Source organism: Streptomyces mirabilis (genome assembly GCF_039503195.1).
Lineage (GTDB): Bacteria > Actinomycetota > Actinomycetes > Streptomycetales > Streptomycetaceae > Streptomyces > Streptomyces mirabilis_D.
This window is the reverse complement of sequence record NZ_JBCJKP010000001.1, coordinates 2,034,906-2,051,404: the sequence shown is the minus strand read 5'-3', so window position 1 is coordinate 2,051,404 and position 16,499 is coordinate 2,034,906. Positions and strand designations below refer to the sequence as shown.

The following is a 16,499-nucleotide window of genomic DNA, read 5'->3' as shown; positions in this document are numbered from 1 at the left end:
TTCACGCCTGCCGCGAGAAGCGCCGGAAGCAAATGAGCGCCGCGGCGATCCCGGCGAAGGCCAGGAAGCGCTCCGCCCTGAGCTCGTAACGACGGTACAGGTGGCGGCGCCCGGCCAGCCACGCCACCGTTCGCTCCACGGTCCAACTCCCAAACGACCGGATGTCGGCTTCTGGTGCCGCGGTTGTCACGGGCCAGCAGTCCCGCCAGAGGTTTGCGAGTGAGGCTTGACCTGGATCATCAAGCCGCGTTCACAGAACTCGTCCATGCGTCGGCGTGGTGGGGGCAAGTCGCCGGGGGGGGTCAGCTCGTGCGCGGGACTGCCAGCGTTCCCGCGCTGTGAGAACCACGCTCCGCGACGTCAGTCGCATGCCACGACCGGGCGAACGCCTTCCTCCCCGAAGCGGCCGGCCAGAGCCCTCATCACAGCGAAGACATGTGGCCCGTGTGTCTCAGAGTCCAGGTCGCAGGTGATCGCATGACTATCGGTTGATCGGACATTCGAATCGCAGGATGGAATCCTGGTATGCCAGGATCGGCTGCTGCGACGGACGACGACCCTCTCACCGGCCTGGACGGTGTGCCCTGGGCCCAGCTGCAGCACTGCTACGGCATGGCCGACGACGTCCCCGGACACCTCCGGGCGATGCAGGCGGGAGTCCGGGAGGGCCGGTACCTTCCGAGTGCGCAGCTCGCGAACCATATCGTGCACCAGGGCACGCGCTCTCAGGCCGCGGTGCATACCGTTCCGTTCCTCGTGCGGATGGCACTCGACCCGAGATTGGCCGATAGGCATCGATTCGTCGGTCTGCTGGTCGCCATCGCGATCGGTGTGCGGGCTGGCCAATAGGCTGGCGCTCGACGCCTCGCCATGCTCGCGCCGGCCTGCCTCGCTGCCGTCGCCCCACGCCCTCCCCGCGGGCCCAACCCGGGCCGACCACAGCCGCACCCTGATCGACCTGACCGTCCCTGAAATCCGCCGGCTCATCGGCACGCTCTTCGTGCTGCGGACCTCACCACGCTGCTGCACCGGTCCACCTGGCGCAGGCACCACCAGGCCGCCGCCAGCAGCAGCCACTACCAGCGACGCCTCACCACCGGGACCATCTGTCGCCGTTCGTTCGCGATCGGGTTGCTCGATTCTGTCGCTCTTTCGCCCCGTCGTCGCCCGCCGCACGCGATCGATCGCGTGCTCGAACGAGAACTCCGGCGTGTGGACTCCGATGACGACCAACCCGTCGTTTCGGCAGGCATGTGACCACACACATGTACGGCTGCGCGCGCAGCGGGTGATGTACCTCCGCGTCCAGAAGTACAAAGACGGCATGGCCACGCAGCTCGGGGCGGTCGAGCCCCTCGGAGATGGGCCACTCGGCCGCCCCGCCGAGCTAAGGCTTGTGCCGTCGGTCGGGCGTGGACGTCTAGCGAAGTGACCGGAGGCCCGCGCGAGTCTCCTCAACAAGCAGCTCCGGCTGCTCCCAGGCGGCGAAGTGGCCGCCCTTGGGAAGCCTGTTGTAGTGGACGAGGTTCGGGTAGGCCTGCTCCGCCCAGCTCTTCGGGGCCTGGTAGAGCTCATCGGGGAAGACGCTCACGGCAACCGGCAGGGTGACGCCGTTGATACCGAAGAAGGAGGTCTTGTTCTCCGCGTAGAGGCGAGCCGCGGAGATCGCCGTGTTGGTCAGCCAGAAGAGCGTGATGTTGTCCAGGACGTCGTCCCGGGTGAGGTCTTCGGTCTGCCCGGCGAAGGCCCGGGAGATCAGGGCCAGGCTGGCCTTGTCGTGGTCGAGCAGGAAGGCCTCAGCATGCCTAGTCGTTCCAGCCGCTTCGGTGGGCTGTGAGCGCTGGCACGACCGCCAACGGGTGCCGACGTGTTGCTCGCCTCGCGGGTGGGGCGGACAGCGGCCCTGCGGTAGGAGGTCATCTGGCTTGGTCTCCGTCCCGGCGAGCCCGTGCTGCCAAGCGACCTCTGGGCGCTGCCGGCTTCCCTGTTCGAATTGCTGGTCAGGACCGCAGGTGGGCGAGCAGTCCGTCACCGGCGGGGTATCGCTGTTCCTGGGGAAGCAGTCGTGCCGCGGAGTCCAGATCGCCGCGATGGACGAGTGTGCGGATTTCTCGCGCGAGTGGAGTCACGTCGCTGATGGACACCGTCCACTCGTCCGCGTAGCGCGACGATGCCTCGCCCGAGAGTCCGAGTTGCAGCGAGCGGTGCGGCAGGGGACGCAAGTTCAGGTCGCGTTCGGGGTCCCACTGGACACGGGCCGGTGCGCGCTTGAGTTCACGCCGCCAGGTGCCGCGATCGGGATGCAGGCCGCGAACGTAGCTCGACAGGCAGGCGTGGCGCAGCGCCCAGTCGAAGCCGACGCGAGCGATCTCGACGGCAAGAACGGTCTCCTGCCCAGCACGGGTGCCCCAGTTGGAGCGGTACATCATCCACAGGAAGCTGGGTTTGATCCACGTCATGCGATTCCGCAGCCACGTGGAGGGGAAGCGGCCGTCGCGGACGGCGGTCACTCCGATTTCAGGGGCGTACGCCTGGTAGACGGTGATCGTGGATGCCGTGTGGAGTGCGCGGATCCCGCGGTGCGGTTCTTCCATGGCGTACAGCGTGAGATCGGCCGGCTCAGATGGCCACCGATTTTCGACTGCTGCTCGCTGCGACGGAGCACGTCGGCCGCAGCACCGTGCGAGTCGCCGGTCTCACGGCCGCCTTCTTCAGACGCGGATTCACCAAGGGTGGCTATGGGCGTCGACGGTGCCGAGGCAATCCCCGTCGGGCAGGACGCCCCCAGTCCGTTCCAACCAGGGTAATCAGCTGCGTGTGGCCGGTCGCGTGCCCATGACACGTGCACATTCCATGAACACGGTTTGACGTGGATCACCAAGGCGCGTTCACAGCCCCATCCGTGGTCGTAAGATCTCCCGCTGGTGATCGATACAGCTTGCGCGGGGGCGAACATGGAGAGACCGGACGACCGCATCGCATCCGTCCTGCGCTTCACCGCGGAACTCGTCGCCTGGGTGGCCACCCCCTGGGCCTTGTCCAAGTACTCATGGCTGCTTGCCGTCTTGGCGGTGGTGGTACTGATCGGCCTCCCGACCGTCTTCTCCACTCCGGGAGACAAGGCGCAGGTGATCATCCCTGTCTCGGGTACGGTCACGATCCTGCTCGTGCTGCTCCAGCTCACTGCTGCCGCGATCGCCGCATGGTTGGCATGGCCCATCTACGCGGCAGTCCTCGTGTCTCTCCTCGTGGCGGCCACCCTCGTCACGGAACGTCCACGCTGGCAGTGGCTACTCTCCACCGACCGGCACACCGGCTGAGCTACGAGGGGTGGCACCAAAGTGCGTCAGCCCTCCGGGCAGGCTCGCCACCCGGTCGTGGTCCTCGCCGGCTTCCGGGTCGAGGTCGCGCGCCCCCAACGAATGCATGGATCACACGGAGAAGCCGCAGACGGCAGCCGATCTGGCTGCCGGCCAGTGGTAAGACTGGGTGACTTTGGTTGTAGAGCCATGTCTTGGTGGTGCTGAGGAGGCGGGCATGTTCGATGAGGCCAGCGAGAACGAGCTCCTGCTCGCCGCACTGATGCAACTCGGTGCGAAGGGCGGCTCGATAGGAGCTGCCGCCGGAGGGGCGGCCACCGGAACGCACGGTTTGGGCAGAGCAGGGGCACGGGGCGGTGCTCGTGGAGCCGCTCGAGGCTTCAGATGGACGAAGAAGGACGTCAGCACCACTCTTGTCGAGTTGTCCGGAACGGTGACGGCAGTCTTCCAGCTGGTTCACACGACTCTGGCCGACATAGGGAATCCGCTGGGCGTGGAAGCCCGAGACAACGGGGACATCGCCGTACGAGCGATGGTCGGTGTAGGGATCGGGGGCCTGAACCCCACCGTTGTGACCGCTGTCGTGGCCGCAGGTCCCGAAGGCGTAGCGGTGGTGGAGCTCCGCGCCGCAGGTCGTGAGGGGCTCATCAAGCAGCACCCCGCCGAAAAGGCTCTGGCCAAAATCACCGCTCAGCTCAAAGCCGCCTCCCAGTGACGACGGCTGAGTTTGCCGGGCATACAGCGGACCGATGGTCTGCGGGGGCGCGGAGCCCAAAGGTCTGTGAGCGAGGCTTGACGTGAATCGCTGCCGCCCAGGGATCAGCGGATCCGGGTCTATCAACACGGCTTGATGAACAGGTCTCTTGCGCGCGCGGACGTCGTCGGCTGTTTCCAGAGCAGTGACGTCGTGGCCCCAGTTCTTCAGGGCGTCCAGGCATCGGCTGCGGTGGTAGCGGTGGGCGCTTGCCAGGAAAAGTGCTGGGCGTGGCCGCCAGTGCGTCTCGGTGGGAGGCGGGGTCGGGGTGCTCGATCAGGGGAAGTGCCGTGACGACGGCGGCATGACGCGCATCCGCGTCCTTGCGGGTCGGGAAGGGCGAGACAGCACGGTAGAAGACGGGGCGGTGCTCCCGGAAGACACGCGTCTCCGGGTACTCGTTGAGAAAGCCATCGTCGAAGTGCCGCTCACCGATGGCGAGGCTCTCGTCATCGCCGTCGTAGGCAGGTGATCCGAGCCAGTCCAGGAGGGCCGCCCGTACGGGGGAGTCCCGGGGACGAACTGCCGGCCCATCTCCGACCATGACGGGACAAGCCGACCGGACGGCCGACGGCCGTCCAACAAGGTGCACGCCGACTTTGCCTGCGGCAACGGCACCGGCAACTGGGTGTGCATCGGCCAGTGCCACGGCGACGAGGAGTCGACCACGGGCCGCTGGGTCTTCCGCGACTACCTGACGGGCTGAGGCTCCCGGCGTTCCGGCCCGCCCGTCGAGGCGGGCCGGTGTGCCACCGGGGTCAGCCGCCGGTCGGGGTCCCGTGCAGCCGGACCGTGCCGAGGATCTTCATGATGGTCGCCTTGGCGACCTCGTCCTTCACGCCCTTGGCCCCGTAGAAGTTGAACGACACGAAATCGGCGGCGGAGTTCTTGAAGCCGAACGTGAGTGCCTTGCCGTCGCTCGCACACTTGCCCTTGTCGGGTGTGTTGGTCGACTGGGCCCACCCGACGCTGCCCGTGATGCCCGAGGTGGTCGTGAAGGGCGTGGCCTTCTTGTCGTACGAGAGGCTCTTCTTGTCGGGCTGGGTGTAGCCGCCGAAGACCCACCAGACGGGGGTGTTGATCGCGACCTCGTCGCTGTTCTTGGCACCGCTGGCGCCCTTGGTGCCCACCACGGCCAAGGGGGTGTCCTCGGTCCGGCCGTCCTTGTCGTCGTCCGAGGTGCACCACTTGGACTTGTACTCGGCGGTGCCCGACATCGTGATTCCCTTGTCCGCCTCCTTCGGGAACTCGAAGCCGATCCCGAGGCCGGGGGACTGGACCTCCCAGTCCGCGGGCACGTCGAAGGCGATGCCCCATTTGGGGTTCACCACGACCTTCCAGCCGGCGATGGTCGGCTTCTCCGTGTCCGTGCCGCGCGGGTTGTCGTCCGAAGCGGAAGCCGAGTCGCTCGGGTCCGCCGATGCCGACGTCGACGGGCCGGACGTGTTGTTCGTGCCGCCGTCGGCCTTGTCGTCCTTGTTTCCGCCGAGGACCAGGAATCCCGTCACGCCTGCGGCCACCACCACGGCCGTGGCCGCGATGATCGCCACGAGCTTCGTCCGGTTGCCGCCGTCGCCCCCGCCCTGCGGCGGCTGCGGCGCGCCCATGCCCGCGGGGGTGCCCCACTGCGGCTGCTGCCCATAAGGGTTGGGCTGCTGATAGCCGGGCTGTTGGTACGGATTCGGCTGCTGATACGGACTGTTCTGCGGGTTCTGCTCGCCCCCGGGCGGCTGCTGTCCTGGCCACATGGGCGTTAACCCTAGTGGCACGAGGGAAACGATTCGGTCACTGCTCCTTGTCAGGGACGCATCGAAATCTGGCCAGAATGGGCTACTCGTGAGTAACATGCCGCCATGGGTGCAGACCGGATGGCGATCGGCGAGATGCTCGCCGCCACCGTGCCGATGGCCCGGACACTGAACCCCGAGTTCGTGGAGACCGCGCCGGACAAGGCCGTGGTGGCCCTGCCGGACCAGAGCGACTACCACCAGAGCGACCACCGCAACCATGTCGGCGGGCCGCACGCCGGGGCGTAACGACCCATACCCACACGCCCGCGTTCCGTGTCGAGTTGAAGATTCCGATTGTGGAGCGGGTGCGTGACCCGAAGGGCTCCTTTCGGGCCGGGGGCGGAGCGTGAAGGGCTGGTCAGCTTTACTACTCACGGGTAACATCTCGCTCATGACAGTTGAAAGCGCCTCGATGGGCGAAATGTTGGCCGCCGCTGTTCCGATGGTGCGGACCCTGAACCTGGAGTTCGTCGAGGTCACCCCGGAGCGGGCCGTGCTCCGGCTCCCGGACCAGCCGGACTTCCACAATCACATTGGCGGACCCCATGCGGGCGCCATGTTCACCCTGGCTGAGTCCGCCAGCGGTGCCATCGTCCTCAAGGCCTTCGGTGACCAGCTCTCTCGTGCGGTGCCGCTCGCGGTGCGGGCCGAGATCGACTACAAGAAGCTGGCCATGGGGCCGGTGACGGCCACGGCGACCCTGCGCCGTCCGGCGGCCGAGGTCATTGCCGAGCTCGACGCGGGCGGGCGGCCGGAGTTTCCGGTGGGCATCGCCATACAGCGCGAGGACGGGGTCATCACGGGTGAGATGACGGTTGTGTGGACGTTGCGGCTCAACGGGTAACGGGCAGGAATGACGTCTGGGAGCTGTCGCCGGTCCGGAGCCGAACCTTCGGGTCGGGACCGGCAGCAGCCGGAAGCTGCGGACGATGCGCCTGCCGGAAGCAGCGTACGGACCCTTGCACTCACCCTGGTTGTGGTTCCACCCTCGCGATCGTCGTCATCGCCGTTGGCTCGGACGTACTTGCCTTCATTGACAACGGGCCGGCACCTTTCACGCTCACCGACACCGATGCCACCTGCGAGGGACCGGCTACTACCACGAGTACACGGTCAAGGGTGCGGGTGCCGATACATCATCCGGCCTGGTCAAGCGGCACGTCGGCACTCATGAAACGCTGAATCGGTCTCGTCGGCGGACCTCCAGGTACCTGATCCGTGCTGGCACGCTGATCGGTTCGGGTAGGGGTCGGAGCGGTGCGGCTTGGTCGGAGCGCGGGAGCCAGGGCCCTGACCTGGACGGACGAATTATCGGCACCCGCAGACCCGGGCAGATGAGTTATCGGCAGGCGCAAGGCCGGAAAGTCGGGGGGCAAGTCCGCCCGGACTTCGACGGCCAAGGGTTCCCGGACCGGTTCCGGCACCCCAAGGAGCGGCAGGCTCGGCATGCCCCGCCGCCGGTCGTAGCGCTCAGCTCATCCCGCCGCTACCTCGGAGGATCTGGCCGCTCCAGTGGCGGACCGAAGCCGTGGCCTGCCACCCCCATGACGATCTCCGGCCCCGCGTGACCCCTGCGGCTCCACCAGCGCACGGTGTCCGTCGCGTCCGCCGGCGGAGTCATCGGAGGTGGACCAGGACCCGGCCGGCGTTGGTCGCATCCGTCTCCACGCGGACGTAGAGCTTTTTGATGTGCTTCTGCGCCAGCACGGCCAGCACCCGCTTCTTCAGCTGGCCTGTCCCCTTGCCCGGGATGATCTGCACGACGTCGATCCCGGTGGCGGCCGCCTTGAAGAGGGTCTGGCGCAGCGCGACATCGATGTCGCGATTGTTGCGGAAGATCGGGTGCAGATCCAGCGTGAGCAGGGCAATCGCCTCCGATGCGCTCGGTCGCCGCGGCCGACGCCGGGTCCCCGTGGGCTCGTCGTACGGTCGCAGCGTACGTCATCCTCGCGACCCTCGTCCCACCCCGCGGGTCCCGGACTTCGGTGGGTACGGCCGGAATCGTGCCGGCGTGGCTGAGCCCGTGGACGGTCCGGAGGAAGACAGTCGTCGGCGTCCCGGGGGCAAAGCCCGCTTGGGGGCGAGAACCTGAGATGCAGGACGGGGAGTACTTCACCGACTAGGCGACGAGCTGGGTGTGGAGCCAGATCCAGTCGTCAGTTTCGAACTCCCGCCATGGTAGGCGGGAGACGAAGTCGTCTAGGACGGACTCAGCGGTGAGCGGGTCGTGGTCGAAGGCCGCGACGTCCCCGCCGATTGCCTCGATCGTGTCACGGACTGCGTCGTGTAGGCCGCGTGCCCAGTCGTCCGGGTCCGGGTTCATGAGACCTGCCTCAGATGCTGGGTGAGCTGTTGGAGGGTGTTCCAGGCGCGGGGGTCGGTTCCGTCTCCGAGTCGGTAGTGGAGGGCGGGTTCGGCTGCGGGGCCGAGTCGGAGGGGGGCGAGGCTGAGGGGCGAGCGGAGGGCGTGGTCGAGGCCGACGTCCTTGAGCTCGCCTGCGCCCAGCGTGAATGAGAGGGGGATGGGCGGGGCTTCGAAGCACGGGGGGACGGTCAGGTCGCTGCGGGCGGCGCGGAGCGAGGTGAGCATGGTGGTCAGGCTGTGCTCGGCGCAGAGGGTCTCCGCGAGGGATTCGATCGCGTCGAGGGGCGGGTCGGCGTCTTTGCCGTAGCCGAGTGTGAGGGTGACGTCCTGCTCGACGCCGGCGGGAGTGCGGGTGATGCGGACGGTGGCGATGACCGGGCGGTCGGGGTGGCCGACGGCGATCAGCCAGGTCGGCTGGGGGGCGCGGCCACGGGCGAGATCGGTCAACTGTCTCGTGGACCAGGGGAGGTTGACAGGTTCGGCGGAGCTCCAGCCGGCGGGTGGGGTGCCGGTGAGGTGCTGCCAGGCGGTTTCCAGGGCGCGGCCGAGGATGAGGTCTTTGTCGGCGGGGTGCAGGGTGCGCAGGGAGAGGATGAGCTGGCGTTCGCCGGTGTCGGGGCTGGCCGTGAAGGCTGCGGCGACGGAGGCCGTGCCGTTCTCGTCGAGGACGGGGGTGAAGGTGCCGCCCTTCCAGTGGAGTACGGCGCCGGAAAGGCCGTCGTAGAAGCCGTGGTCCGGGTCTTGGATGACCCAGCGGTTGGGGTGGCCGAGCAGGGCGGTGCGGGTGGGCAGGGTCAGGCGGGTGGTGGGTGGGGTGACGATCTGCAGGGCGCGGTCGTCGGTGGTCGCGCCGCGCAGGGCGTCGGAGAGCCAGCTGGTCAGGGTGACGAGGGGGCGATCCTGGATGACCACGGCCGCCTTGGCGGTGAGTACGTCCACCGCCGGCGCCGATGTGGCGGGGACGGGGACGGCGGAGATGTCCGTGGTGAGCGGGACGACGTCGGTGGAGGCCGCTTCCGGGGGCCACACCGTGCCGCCCAGGACGGTGGCGAGGCGTCCGGCGAAGGAGCCCGCCAGTCGGCCGCCTTCCGCGACGGCGGTGGAGGCGCGGGCCTCCGTCCACCACACCGGGCTGTCCGGGACACCGGGACCGGTGCCGAGGAGGCGGGTGGTCTCCCCGGGGACTTGGACCAGGATGGGGGCCTCGACGGAGACGAGGGGGCGGCCGTCGGGGGCGCAGAGCTGGATGACGGCGCCGTCGGCCAGGGTGTTCACGCCGAGGTCGGGGCCGCCTGCGTAGAGGCCCGCGAGGAGTGTGCGCAGGTCCGGCATCTTCGGGGTGAGGGCGATGACGTCCTTGGTCACGGCTGTCCGGCCTCTTCGTCCGCCTCGTGTGCGAGCGCGGTCTGTATGAGTTGGTGGTGGCGACCGCGGCGTATGAGGGTGCCGCGGCCGGGCGGTTGCGCGGAGGCGTACAGGCCAGGGAAGAGCTGGCCCTCGGTGCGGTCGCCGGTCATGAGGAGTGCGGTGGTGCCGGTCTCGCGCAGGGTGGTCAGCAGGGGTTCGTACAGGGCGCGGGAGGATCCGGCGGTGCGGCGGGCGATGACGAAGTGGAGACCGATGTCCTGGGCGGAGGAGATGTACGGCAGGAACGGAGCCAGGGGCTGCTGGCCGGCGGTGGTGAGGATGTCGTAGTCGTCGACGAGGATCACGATGCGCGGCCCCGTGAACGCGGGCTCCGCACCGACCGCGTCCGGGTCCGCCGTCTCTGGCAGGCGTTTCTCCAACTCGGTGGCGATGCCGGTGGCCAGCGCTGCGGCCAGCTTCGCATTGTGGGCGTAGCCGCCGCGGTACGGTTCCGGAACGGCACCGCGCAGGCCGCGGCGCGGGTCGAAGACGCCGAAGACCAGCTCCTCGTCTCCGTACCGGTCGATGAGTTGACGGGCTATCAGTTTCAGTAGGTTGGTCTTGCCGCACTCGTTGTCGCCGAGGATCAGCAGATGCTGATCGCTTCCGAACAGGTCCAGCAGCGCGGGGGCGAGCGCGTCCTGGTCCACGCCTACGGGGATTGTCCTGGGTTCGACGGCCGGTGAGGGGAGTTTCGCCGCGGGGAGCCGTGTGGGGAGCACCCGTACCGGGGCGGCGACGTCACCGTGCCAGCCGGCGCGGATCGTGCGGGCGGACCGCTCGAGGACGGACGCGAGGTCGCCCGTGCCGGGGCGGCTGTCGATGCGGGGCAGTGCGACCTGCGCGAACAACTTGCCGTCGGTCAGCACCCGGCCCGGCACTTCGGGTGACAGCGTCTCGGACAGCTTGCGGTCGATGGATGAGTCGGCCGGGTCGTTGAGGCGCAGTTCGACGCGGGTGCCGAACATCGACTGGGTGGCGATGCGGACGTCGTTCCAGCGCAGCATTCCGGCGACGACGTGGATGCCGTATCCGCCGCCGCGCTTGAGCAGGTCGGCCACGGCGTCGTCGAGTGCGGCGAACTCGTCGCGCAACGCGCCGAATCCGTCGATGAGCAGGACGAGGTCGGTCGAGCCGAGCTGGGGCAGCTTGCCCTGGGCACGCAGGTGACGCAGCTGGTCGATGGAGTCGATGCCGTACGCGCGGAAGAGTTCCTCGCGTTGGCCGAGCATGGTGCGGACCTCGGCGACCGTGCGGGCTGCCCGTTCGTGGTCCGCCCTTCCCGAGATGCCGCCGACATGCGGCAGTCCGGCCAGCGCGGACAGACCGCCGCCGACCAGGTCGAGGCCATAGACGGCGACGTCGTACGGGGTGTGGGTGAGAGCCAGGGAGAGGGCCAGGGTGCGCAGCAGGGTGGTCTTGCCGGACTGCGGGCCGCCGATGACGGCCGTGTGGCCGCCGGCGACGGTCAGGTCCAGCAGCCACGGCTGCTGCCACTGCTTGGCCGGATCGTCCAGGATGCCCAGCGGAACGCGCATCGCGCCGTCGCGGTGCGCGAGCCGGAGGCCCTCCGCGCCGGCTTCGAGGGGACCGGCCGCAGTGTCGAGGGTGATGGCGTCAGGCAACGGCGGCAGCCAGATCCGGCGTACCGGCGGGGCCGCGGTCGCGAGTTGGCCGACCATCACCGACATCACCGTCGGCCCGGTCTCGCGCTTGGTGGCGGCATACGCCTTCGCGGCATCCTCATGGGGTGTGCCGAGCGTGTTGTACGTCGGATACGGCGAGACGAGCGGTTCGTCGTCCTGCTTGTCGCGCAGGGCGGGCCCGAGGTGGGCGCCGGAGACGTACCCGGCCTTGAAGCGTTCGTAGGTGGAGGTGTCGACCTTCAGATAGCCGAAGCCCGGCAGCGGAGGCAGGTGGAAGGCGTCCGTGGTGTCCAGCACGGTGCGCGACTCGTCGGCGGAGAAGGTCCGCAGGCCCAGGCGGTACGACAGATACGTGTCCAAGCCCTTGAGCTTGCCGCCTTCGATGCGCTGGCTGGACAGCAACAGGTGGACGCCGATGGAACGGCCGATACGGCCGATGGACAGGAACAGGTCGATGAAGTCCGGCTTGGCCGTGAGGAGTTCGCCGAACTCGTCGATGACGACGAACAGGTGCGGCAGGGGCTCGAGGTCCGGGCGACCGGTGGCGCGCAGGGCGGCGTAGTGGCCGATGTCGGCGATGTTGCCAGCGTCCTTGAGTACCTGCTGGCGGCGCTTGACCTCACCGGCGAGACTGCTGTGGACGCGCTCGACGAGCCCGGCCTGGTTCTCCAGGTTGGTGATCACGCCGGCCACGTGCGGGAGTTCGGTGAACGGGGCGAAGGTGGCGCCGCCCTTGTAGTCGACCAGGACGAGGGCCAGGTCTTCGGGGGAGTGGGTGGCGGCGAGCGCGAGGACGAGGGTGCGCAGCAGTTCGCTCTTGCCGGAACCGGTCGCGCCCACGCACAATCCGTGCGGGCCCATGCCGAGCTCGGAGGACTCCTTCAGGTCCAGCAACACCGGCTCGTGACGGTCCGTCAAGCCGATGGGTACGCGCAGGAACGCTCGCTCGCTGGGCGGCGCCCACAGCCTTTCGATGTCGAGTGCCGCAGGGTCGTCGATGCCCAGCAGGCCGGGAACGTCCACCGGCCCGGAGACGGGGGTGCCCTCGGCCGTGGACTCCGCCGACAACCTGAGCGGGGCCAGCATCCTGGCCAGCCCCTCCGCGCCCGCGACGCTCACGGCATTCGATGAGCCCTGCGCCACCGTCGACGTCTCGCGCAGGTCCTCCACGGTGATCCGGTCGCCTTCGACGGTGACGCGGACCGTCACCTGATCCGACTCGTGCACCTGCTGCTCCAGCAGGTGCAGCACGGTCACACCCATGTCCGGCAGATCAACCGCCTTGTCAGGGCGGGGCAGTTCGGCGGCCGTCTCGCCGTACTCGTCGCTGACGATCAGCAGCCGACCGGCCATCCGCAGCGCGTTACGGTCCGACAGCCCGCGCCGTACCTCCGCCGCGTACGAGGCCCGCTGTCGCAGATCATCGCGGCACAGCGCCGCCAACTGGGCGAGGCTCGGAGCGATCCGGCGGGCGGCGACCGGACCATCACGCCGGCCCGGATCGAGTACGTGGGGCAGCCACTTGGCCCACTCCCACGCGGTCAGCTGGTCGCCGGGTATGCCGAGCGCGACGGCCACGTCGTCCGGCGCGTGCGTGACCGCCGTCTGGACCAGCAACGCGCGAGCCACCCGCAGCACACCCTCGCGGTCCCCGACGACGCTGACGTTGCCCGCCCGGTCCAAGGGCACGGTGAGGGGGAAGTCCGTTGCCGTGGTGAACCGGTTCTGCAGGGCTCGGGCCTCGTTGAGCATGAACGGGTCCGGCGGAGTCAGGACCCCGCCCGCGCTGTTCTGCCCGACCACCAGCTCCTGCACTGGTACGTCCCCGGTGCCCACCCGTACCCGCAGGAAGTCCGGGTCCTGGCGGCGCCGCTCCCACAATCGTGCCGGATTGCGTACCAAGTCGTACAAGGCCTCGGGCGGTGGATCGAGCAGCTGGGACTGCCGGCGCCGCTCCCGCTCGCCGGTGCCGAGCTCGTCGCGCAGCTCCTCAAGGTATTCGAGGTAGCGCTCGCGTTGGGTGCGCCGGGTGCGCTGCGCCTTGCCCCGCTGGGACAGGAACAGTGCCACCGCGCCGAGCAGGGCGAAGACCAGGACGATCGCGCCGAGCGCGGCGAACTGGCTGTTGCGGATGACGGTCATCATCACGACCGAACTGATGACGCCGGCCATCGGCAGCAGTGCGGTCGCCGCGTTGCCGATCTTTCCCTCGGACAGGTTGGGCGGCGGCTCGATGGTGCGCGGCTGCGGCGGGGTGAGGGGGCGGGTGGAGCGCGCGGGCCGGTGGACGAGGTGCTGTGTCACGGACTGGCCTTTTCTTGAACGGGTCCTGAAGCCTGGCTCGTGCTCATCGCGTCCTCACCGCGCGGTGCATCGCCTCCGCCGCGAGGCGGACGGCGGCGTCCCGGGTGGCCCGGCCCAGCATCGCGGTGTGGATGGGGCCTCCCTGGGCCAGATGCCGGTCGTAGGGGAGCGGTACGACGGACACGCCCGTCTCTCGCAGGTGCGCGGTGGCCGTCTTCTCGTCGAGCGTGGTGTCCGGGGAGCTCGCGGACAGCGCCACGACGGTGCCGGCCAGGGCGGAGTGCGGCAGCTGGGCCAGCCAGTCCAGGACCTGCCGGGTGCCGTTGACGCCCTCCGCGGTCATCGGGGCGACCACCACCCGGGCATGCGCGGTGTCCATCGCCGTACGGGCCACTTCGCCGGGCAGGGTCTCGCAGTCCACCACCGTCACCGCGAAGTAGCGCCGCAGCGCCAGTGTGACCGTGCGGTAGGTGCGGACGTCCATCGGCGCGCCGACGCGCCCCTGGCTCGCGGGCAGCAGCCAGCCGCCGTCGGACACCGGAACCAAGTAGCCGGTGACGTCGGTGAGTTGCATCGCGGGGGTCAGGATCTGCGCGAGGTCCGCGCACGACCAGCGCACCGATTCGGCGCCCATCCGTACGGGGAGGGTGCCGAGTGCGGCATCGGCCTCCAGGGTGAGGACAGGGTCGTGTCGGTAGTGGTTGAAGGTGCGGCCCAGCAGGGCGGAGACGGTCGACTTGCCCACTCCGCCCCGGATGGACGTGACCGCGATGACCCGGCCGGTGGTGACCGGCTGCTGCAGCTCCCGAGCGAGGCGTGTCTCTTCGGCGACGTCCTGGGTGGCTGACGTGGCGAGTTTGCGGAGCGTGTGTCCGGTGCGGCGGGTCACGGAATCGCCGTGTTGGGGGCGACCCAGAGCGTGTGCCAGGCGGGGGTCGACGGTCGGCACGGACTCCGGGGTGTGCAGGGGAAGCCGGGGATCACGGGGTGACCGGACAGCGGGTTCCGACTGCGGTGCCGGGGCAGCGTGCTGAGGGAAACCCGGAGAGGCAGCGGGACCTGCATCAGCGGGCGGTTCCGGGGCGGGGTGCATCAGTCGAGGCCGCGCGGTGGGCTCGGTGGACTCGGGGGCGGGCTTGGCCGCTTCGTCCGCTGCATCGTGCTGCCCCAACTGCCCCAACTGCCGCAGCACGTCCTGCTGCCAGTCCCCTCCCTGAGCCATGAAGTCACCCCTACGCGAAGGTGCCGAGCAGACGCCCGTACACACCGAACGCCCCGATGACGAGCGGGAACAGGGCGATGACTCCCACCGACTCGAGCACGTCGCCGAAGCGCCGCAGCCGCACCCGCACATGCTCGGCGGGCTGCACCGCCAGCACCATCAAGGGCAGGACGGCCAGCGTGACGAGCACGGCCAACGGCCCCGCGGCACCGGAGTGCTCCTGCCACACCCCGACGAGCCGGACGGCGACCACGGCACCGGCCCCGAACAGCGCCACGACCTCGATGACGAGCGGGAAGGCACGCGCCCGCAGCGCCAGAACGACCGCGACCACCACGGAGAGCAGGACGGTCCACGCCGAAGGTGCCCGCAGTACGAGAAGCCCCGCCGCCATGGCCGAGACGGCCAGGACGATCGTGGCGAGCGCCAGGCCACGATGAGTGGCAGTTAGGGCGGTGCTCACCTGATACCGGCTCACGGACGTGCCGCTGGAGCGCCGGTCGTCCAGCCCGGACAGACCGGACGCCATGAGCGCGAGCCGCGGCAGCACGCCGAGGGCGACAACCGAGACGACGCTCAGCAAGGCCCCCACACGAGCCTGTTCCACTGACGTACCCGCGCCCGATTGGACAGCGACCGCCACCTGCCAGCAGAGGACACAGCCAACGACTGTGGCAGCGCCGACGAGCCCGCCGCGGCCCAGTGCCGTGAACCAGCCCAGCAGGAGCAGCGTCACAACGAGTGCGACCGCGACGCCGGCCAGCCGCGCCACGCCGGACCAGGCATGGGCATCCGCCAGGGTCCATGCCCCCAGCGCCCCGAGAGTTCCCCCGGTGACGAGGAGCGTGGTGGCCAGGCCACGTTGCCCGGCCCGCCCGAAAAGAGCCCCCGCGAGTGCGGACACCGCGGCAACCGTCACCAGAGCGCTGCCTACGGCCGACAGCGCGAACTCCCTGCGGGCCAGGGTGCCGGCTATGACGGCCCAGCCGACCGTCGCGACTCCGGCGACGATGCGCCGGGATGCGGGGCTCCACCGCCATGTACGTACATTCAGATCGTCAGCGACCTCATCGGTGACGTCGTGCACCACGGGTGCCGCGGGGGCGTCCTCCAGCGGCACGAGCCGCAGGACGGCGCCGTCCGGAACCCCGGCCGATTCCAGCGTGCTGTCGTGCGCGAGCGCTGAACCCTCCGTGGTGACGAGATGCCGCAACTCGGGCCGGTCCGATGTCCGGTCGTCCAGCAGCCGCATCACTTCGGGCAACAGCAGCCCGACTGGTTCCTGAGAGGGCAGGACGAGATCAACCCGCCTCCGCTCGCCGATCAGAGTGACCCGGCTCAAAGCAGTCCGGCTCGGCGTCGTACGGCTCAGGGACTCCGCAGATACCACGCGTTCGAACCTATCATCGAGTCATCGGGTGGAAGACGCCGAAGGCGCCGCGGAAGGCGAGGAAGAGGGCACAGAGGTGCCGTACGGGCTTTTCCCTATGACCCGGTGCGAAACGAACGACCAGCCCACACACCCGGCACACAACACCGCCGCGACCACGATCCCGGCGAACACCTTGCCGAGCCGCTCGTCCACCGACCGCCGCTGCCGCTGCGTTCCGAACACGACGGCATCCCGCAGCCGCCGGCGCCGAACCGACACCGACTCCAGCAATTGGCTGTCGTAATCCTGGGCTGCCACAG

At 69.2% G+C, this 16,499-nt stretch carries 16 protein-coding genes; 5 read left to right on the top strand and 11 right to left on the bottom strand.

The annotated features are described in order from the left end of the window. Window position 1: 1 nt before the first annotated feature. Entirely contained in the window at window positions 2-139 is a 138-nt protein-coding gene (locus AAFF41_RS09950) for a hypothetical protein (RefSeq protein WP_415925954.1), read from the bottom strand. A gap of 473 nt (window positions 140-612) precedes the next feature. Between AAFF41_RS09950 and AAFF41_RS09945 the strand changes: the two genes are divergently transcribed. After that, window positions 613-849, top strand: a complete 237-nt coding sequence (locus AAFF41_RS09945; protein WP_343323857.1) for a hypothetical protein — start codon at window positions 613-615, stop codon at window positions 847-849. 571 nt (window positions 850-1,420) lie between these two features. Here the strand turns inward: AAFF41_RS09945 and AAFF41_RS09940 are convergent. Next, window positions 1,421-2,032 (bottom strand): hypothetical protein, encoded by a 612-nt coding sequence (locus AAFF41_RS09940; protein WP_343323856.1) that lies wholly within the window; start codon window positions 2,030-2,032, stop codon window positions 1,421-1,423. Continuing rightward, window positions 2,001-2,594: a DUF4291 domain-containing protein gene (locus AAFF41_RS09935; RefSeq protein WP_319751387.1), complete on the bottom strand. Its 594-nt coding sequence runs from the start codon at window positions 2,592-2,594 to the stop codon at window positions 2,001-2,003. The genes AAFF41_RS09940 and AAFF41_RS09935 overlap by 32 nt, the downstream gene beginning before the upstream one ends. A 360-nt stretch (window positions 2,595-2,954) precedes the next feature. On the opposite strand from AAFF41_RS09935, the gene AAFF41_RS09930 reads away from it, so the two are divergent. Next, on the top strand, window positions 2,955-3,320 hold the full coding sequence (locus AAFF41_RS09930; RefSeq protein WP_319751386.1) for a hypothetical protein: 366 nt from the start codon (window positions 2,955-2,957) through the stop codon (window positions 3,318-3,320). 217 nt (window positions 3,321-3,537) lie between these two features. Beyond that, complete coding sequence (locus AAFF41_RS09925) at window positions 3,538-4,035, top strand: hypothetical protein (RefSeq protein ID WP_319751385.1); 498 nt, start codon at window positions 3,538-3,540, stop codon at window positions 4,033-4,035. 797 nt (window positions 4,036-4,832) lie between these two features. Here AAFF41_RS09925 and AAFF41_RS09920 read toward each other — a convergent pair. Continuing rightward, window positions 4,833-5,822 (bottom strand): DUF8017 domain-containing protein, encoded by a 990-nt coding sequence (locus tag AAFF41_RS09920; protein ID WP_319751384.1) that lies wholly within the window; start codon window positions 5,820-5,822, stop codon window positions 4,833-4,835. 105 nt (window positions 5,823-5,927) lie between these two features. On the opposite strand from AAFF41_RS09920, the gene AAFF41_RS09915 reads away from it, so the two are divergent. Both AAFF41_RS09915 and AAFF41_RS09910 read left to right on the top strand, forming a co-directional pair. Continuing rightward, entirely contained in the window at window positions 5,928-6,110 is a 183-nt protein-coding gene (locus tag AAFF41_RS09915) for a hotdog family protein (protein ID WP_425526117.1), read from the top strand. Window positions 6,111-6,255: 145 nt separating this feature from the next. Beyond that, window positions 6,256-6,708 (top strand): DUF4442 domain-containing protein, encoded by a 453-nt coding sequence (locus AAFF41_RS09910; protein WP_343323855.1) that lies wholly within the window; start codon window positions 6,256-6,258, stop codon window positions 6,706-6,708. Window positions 6,709-7,481: 773 nt separating this feature from the next. Here the strand turns inward: AAFF41_RS09910 and AAFF41_RS09905 are convergent. The 7 genes from AAFF41_RS09905 to AAFF41_RS09875 all read right to left on the bottom strand — a co-directional run bounded on the left by AAFF41_RS09905 (window position 7,482) and on the right by AAFF41_RS09875 (window position 16,497). Then, a complete protein-coding gene (locus AAFF41_RS09905) occupies window positions 7,482-7,712 on the bottom strand; it encodes a Smr/MutS family protein (protein ID WP_316738854.1) in 231 nt (76 codons plus the stop codon). A 271-nt stretch (window positions 7,713-7,983) separates the two neighbouring features. Continuing rightward, on the bottom strand, window positions 7,984-8,187 hold the full coding sequence (locus tag AAFF41_RS09900) for a hypothetical protein (protein WP_319751382.1): 204 nt from the start codon (window positions 8,185-8,187) through the stop codon (window positions 7,984-7,986). Next, window positions 8,184-9,593, bottom strand: coding sequence for a DUF6177 family protein (locus AAFF41_RS09895; RefSeq protein ID WP_343323854.1), 1,410 nt, complete (start codon window positions 9,591-9,593; stop codon window positions 8,184-8,186). Before AAFF41_RS09895 ends, AAFF41_RS09900 begins: the two co-directional genes overlap by 4 nt. Beyond that, window positions 9,590-13,585, bottom strand: coding sequence for a type VII secretion protein EccCa (gene eccCa / locus AAFF41_RS09890; protein ID WP_343323853.1), 3,996 nt, complete (start codon window positions 13,583-13,585; stop codon window positions 9,590-9,592). Before eccCa ends, AAFF41_RS09895 begins: the two co-directional genes overlap by 4 nt. A 43-nt stretch (window positions 13,586-13,628) precedes the next feature. After that, window positions 13,629-14,807 (bottom strand): CpaE/TadZ family protein, encoded by a 1,179-nt coding sequence (locus tag AAFF41_RS09885; RefSeq protein WP_319751379.1) that lies wholly within the window; start codon window positions 14,805-14,807, stop codon window positions 13,629-13,631. Between the two features lie 10 nt (window positions 14,808-14,817). Next, window positions 14,818-16,149 carry a type VII secretion integral membrane protein EccD gene (gene eccD / locus AAFF41_RS09880; protein ID WP_319751378.1) on the bottom strand — a complete coding sequence of 444 codons (1,332 nt, stop codon included), beginning with the start codon at window positions 16,147-16,149 and terminating at the stop codon, window positions 14,818-14,820. 69 nt (window positions 16,150-16,218) lie between these two features. After that, on the bottom strand, window positions 16,219-16,497 hold the full coding sequence (locus AAFF41_RS09875; protein ID WP_319751377.1) for a hypothetical protein: 279 nt from the start codon (window positions 16,495-16,497) through the stop codon (window positions 16,219-16,221). Window positions 16,498-16,499 lie beyond the last annotated feature (2 nt).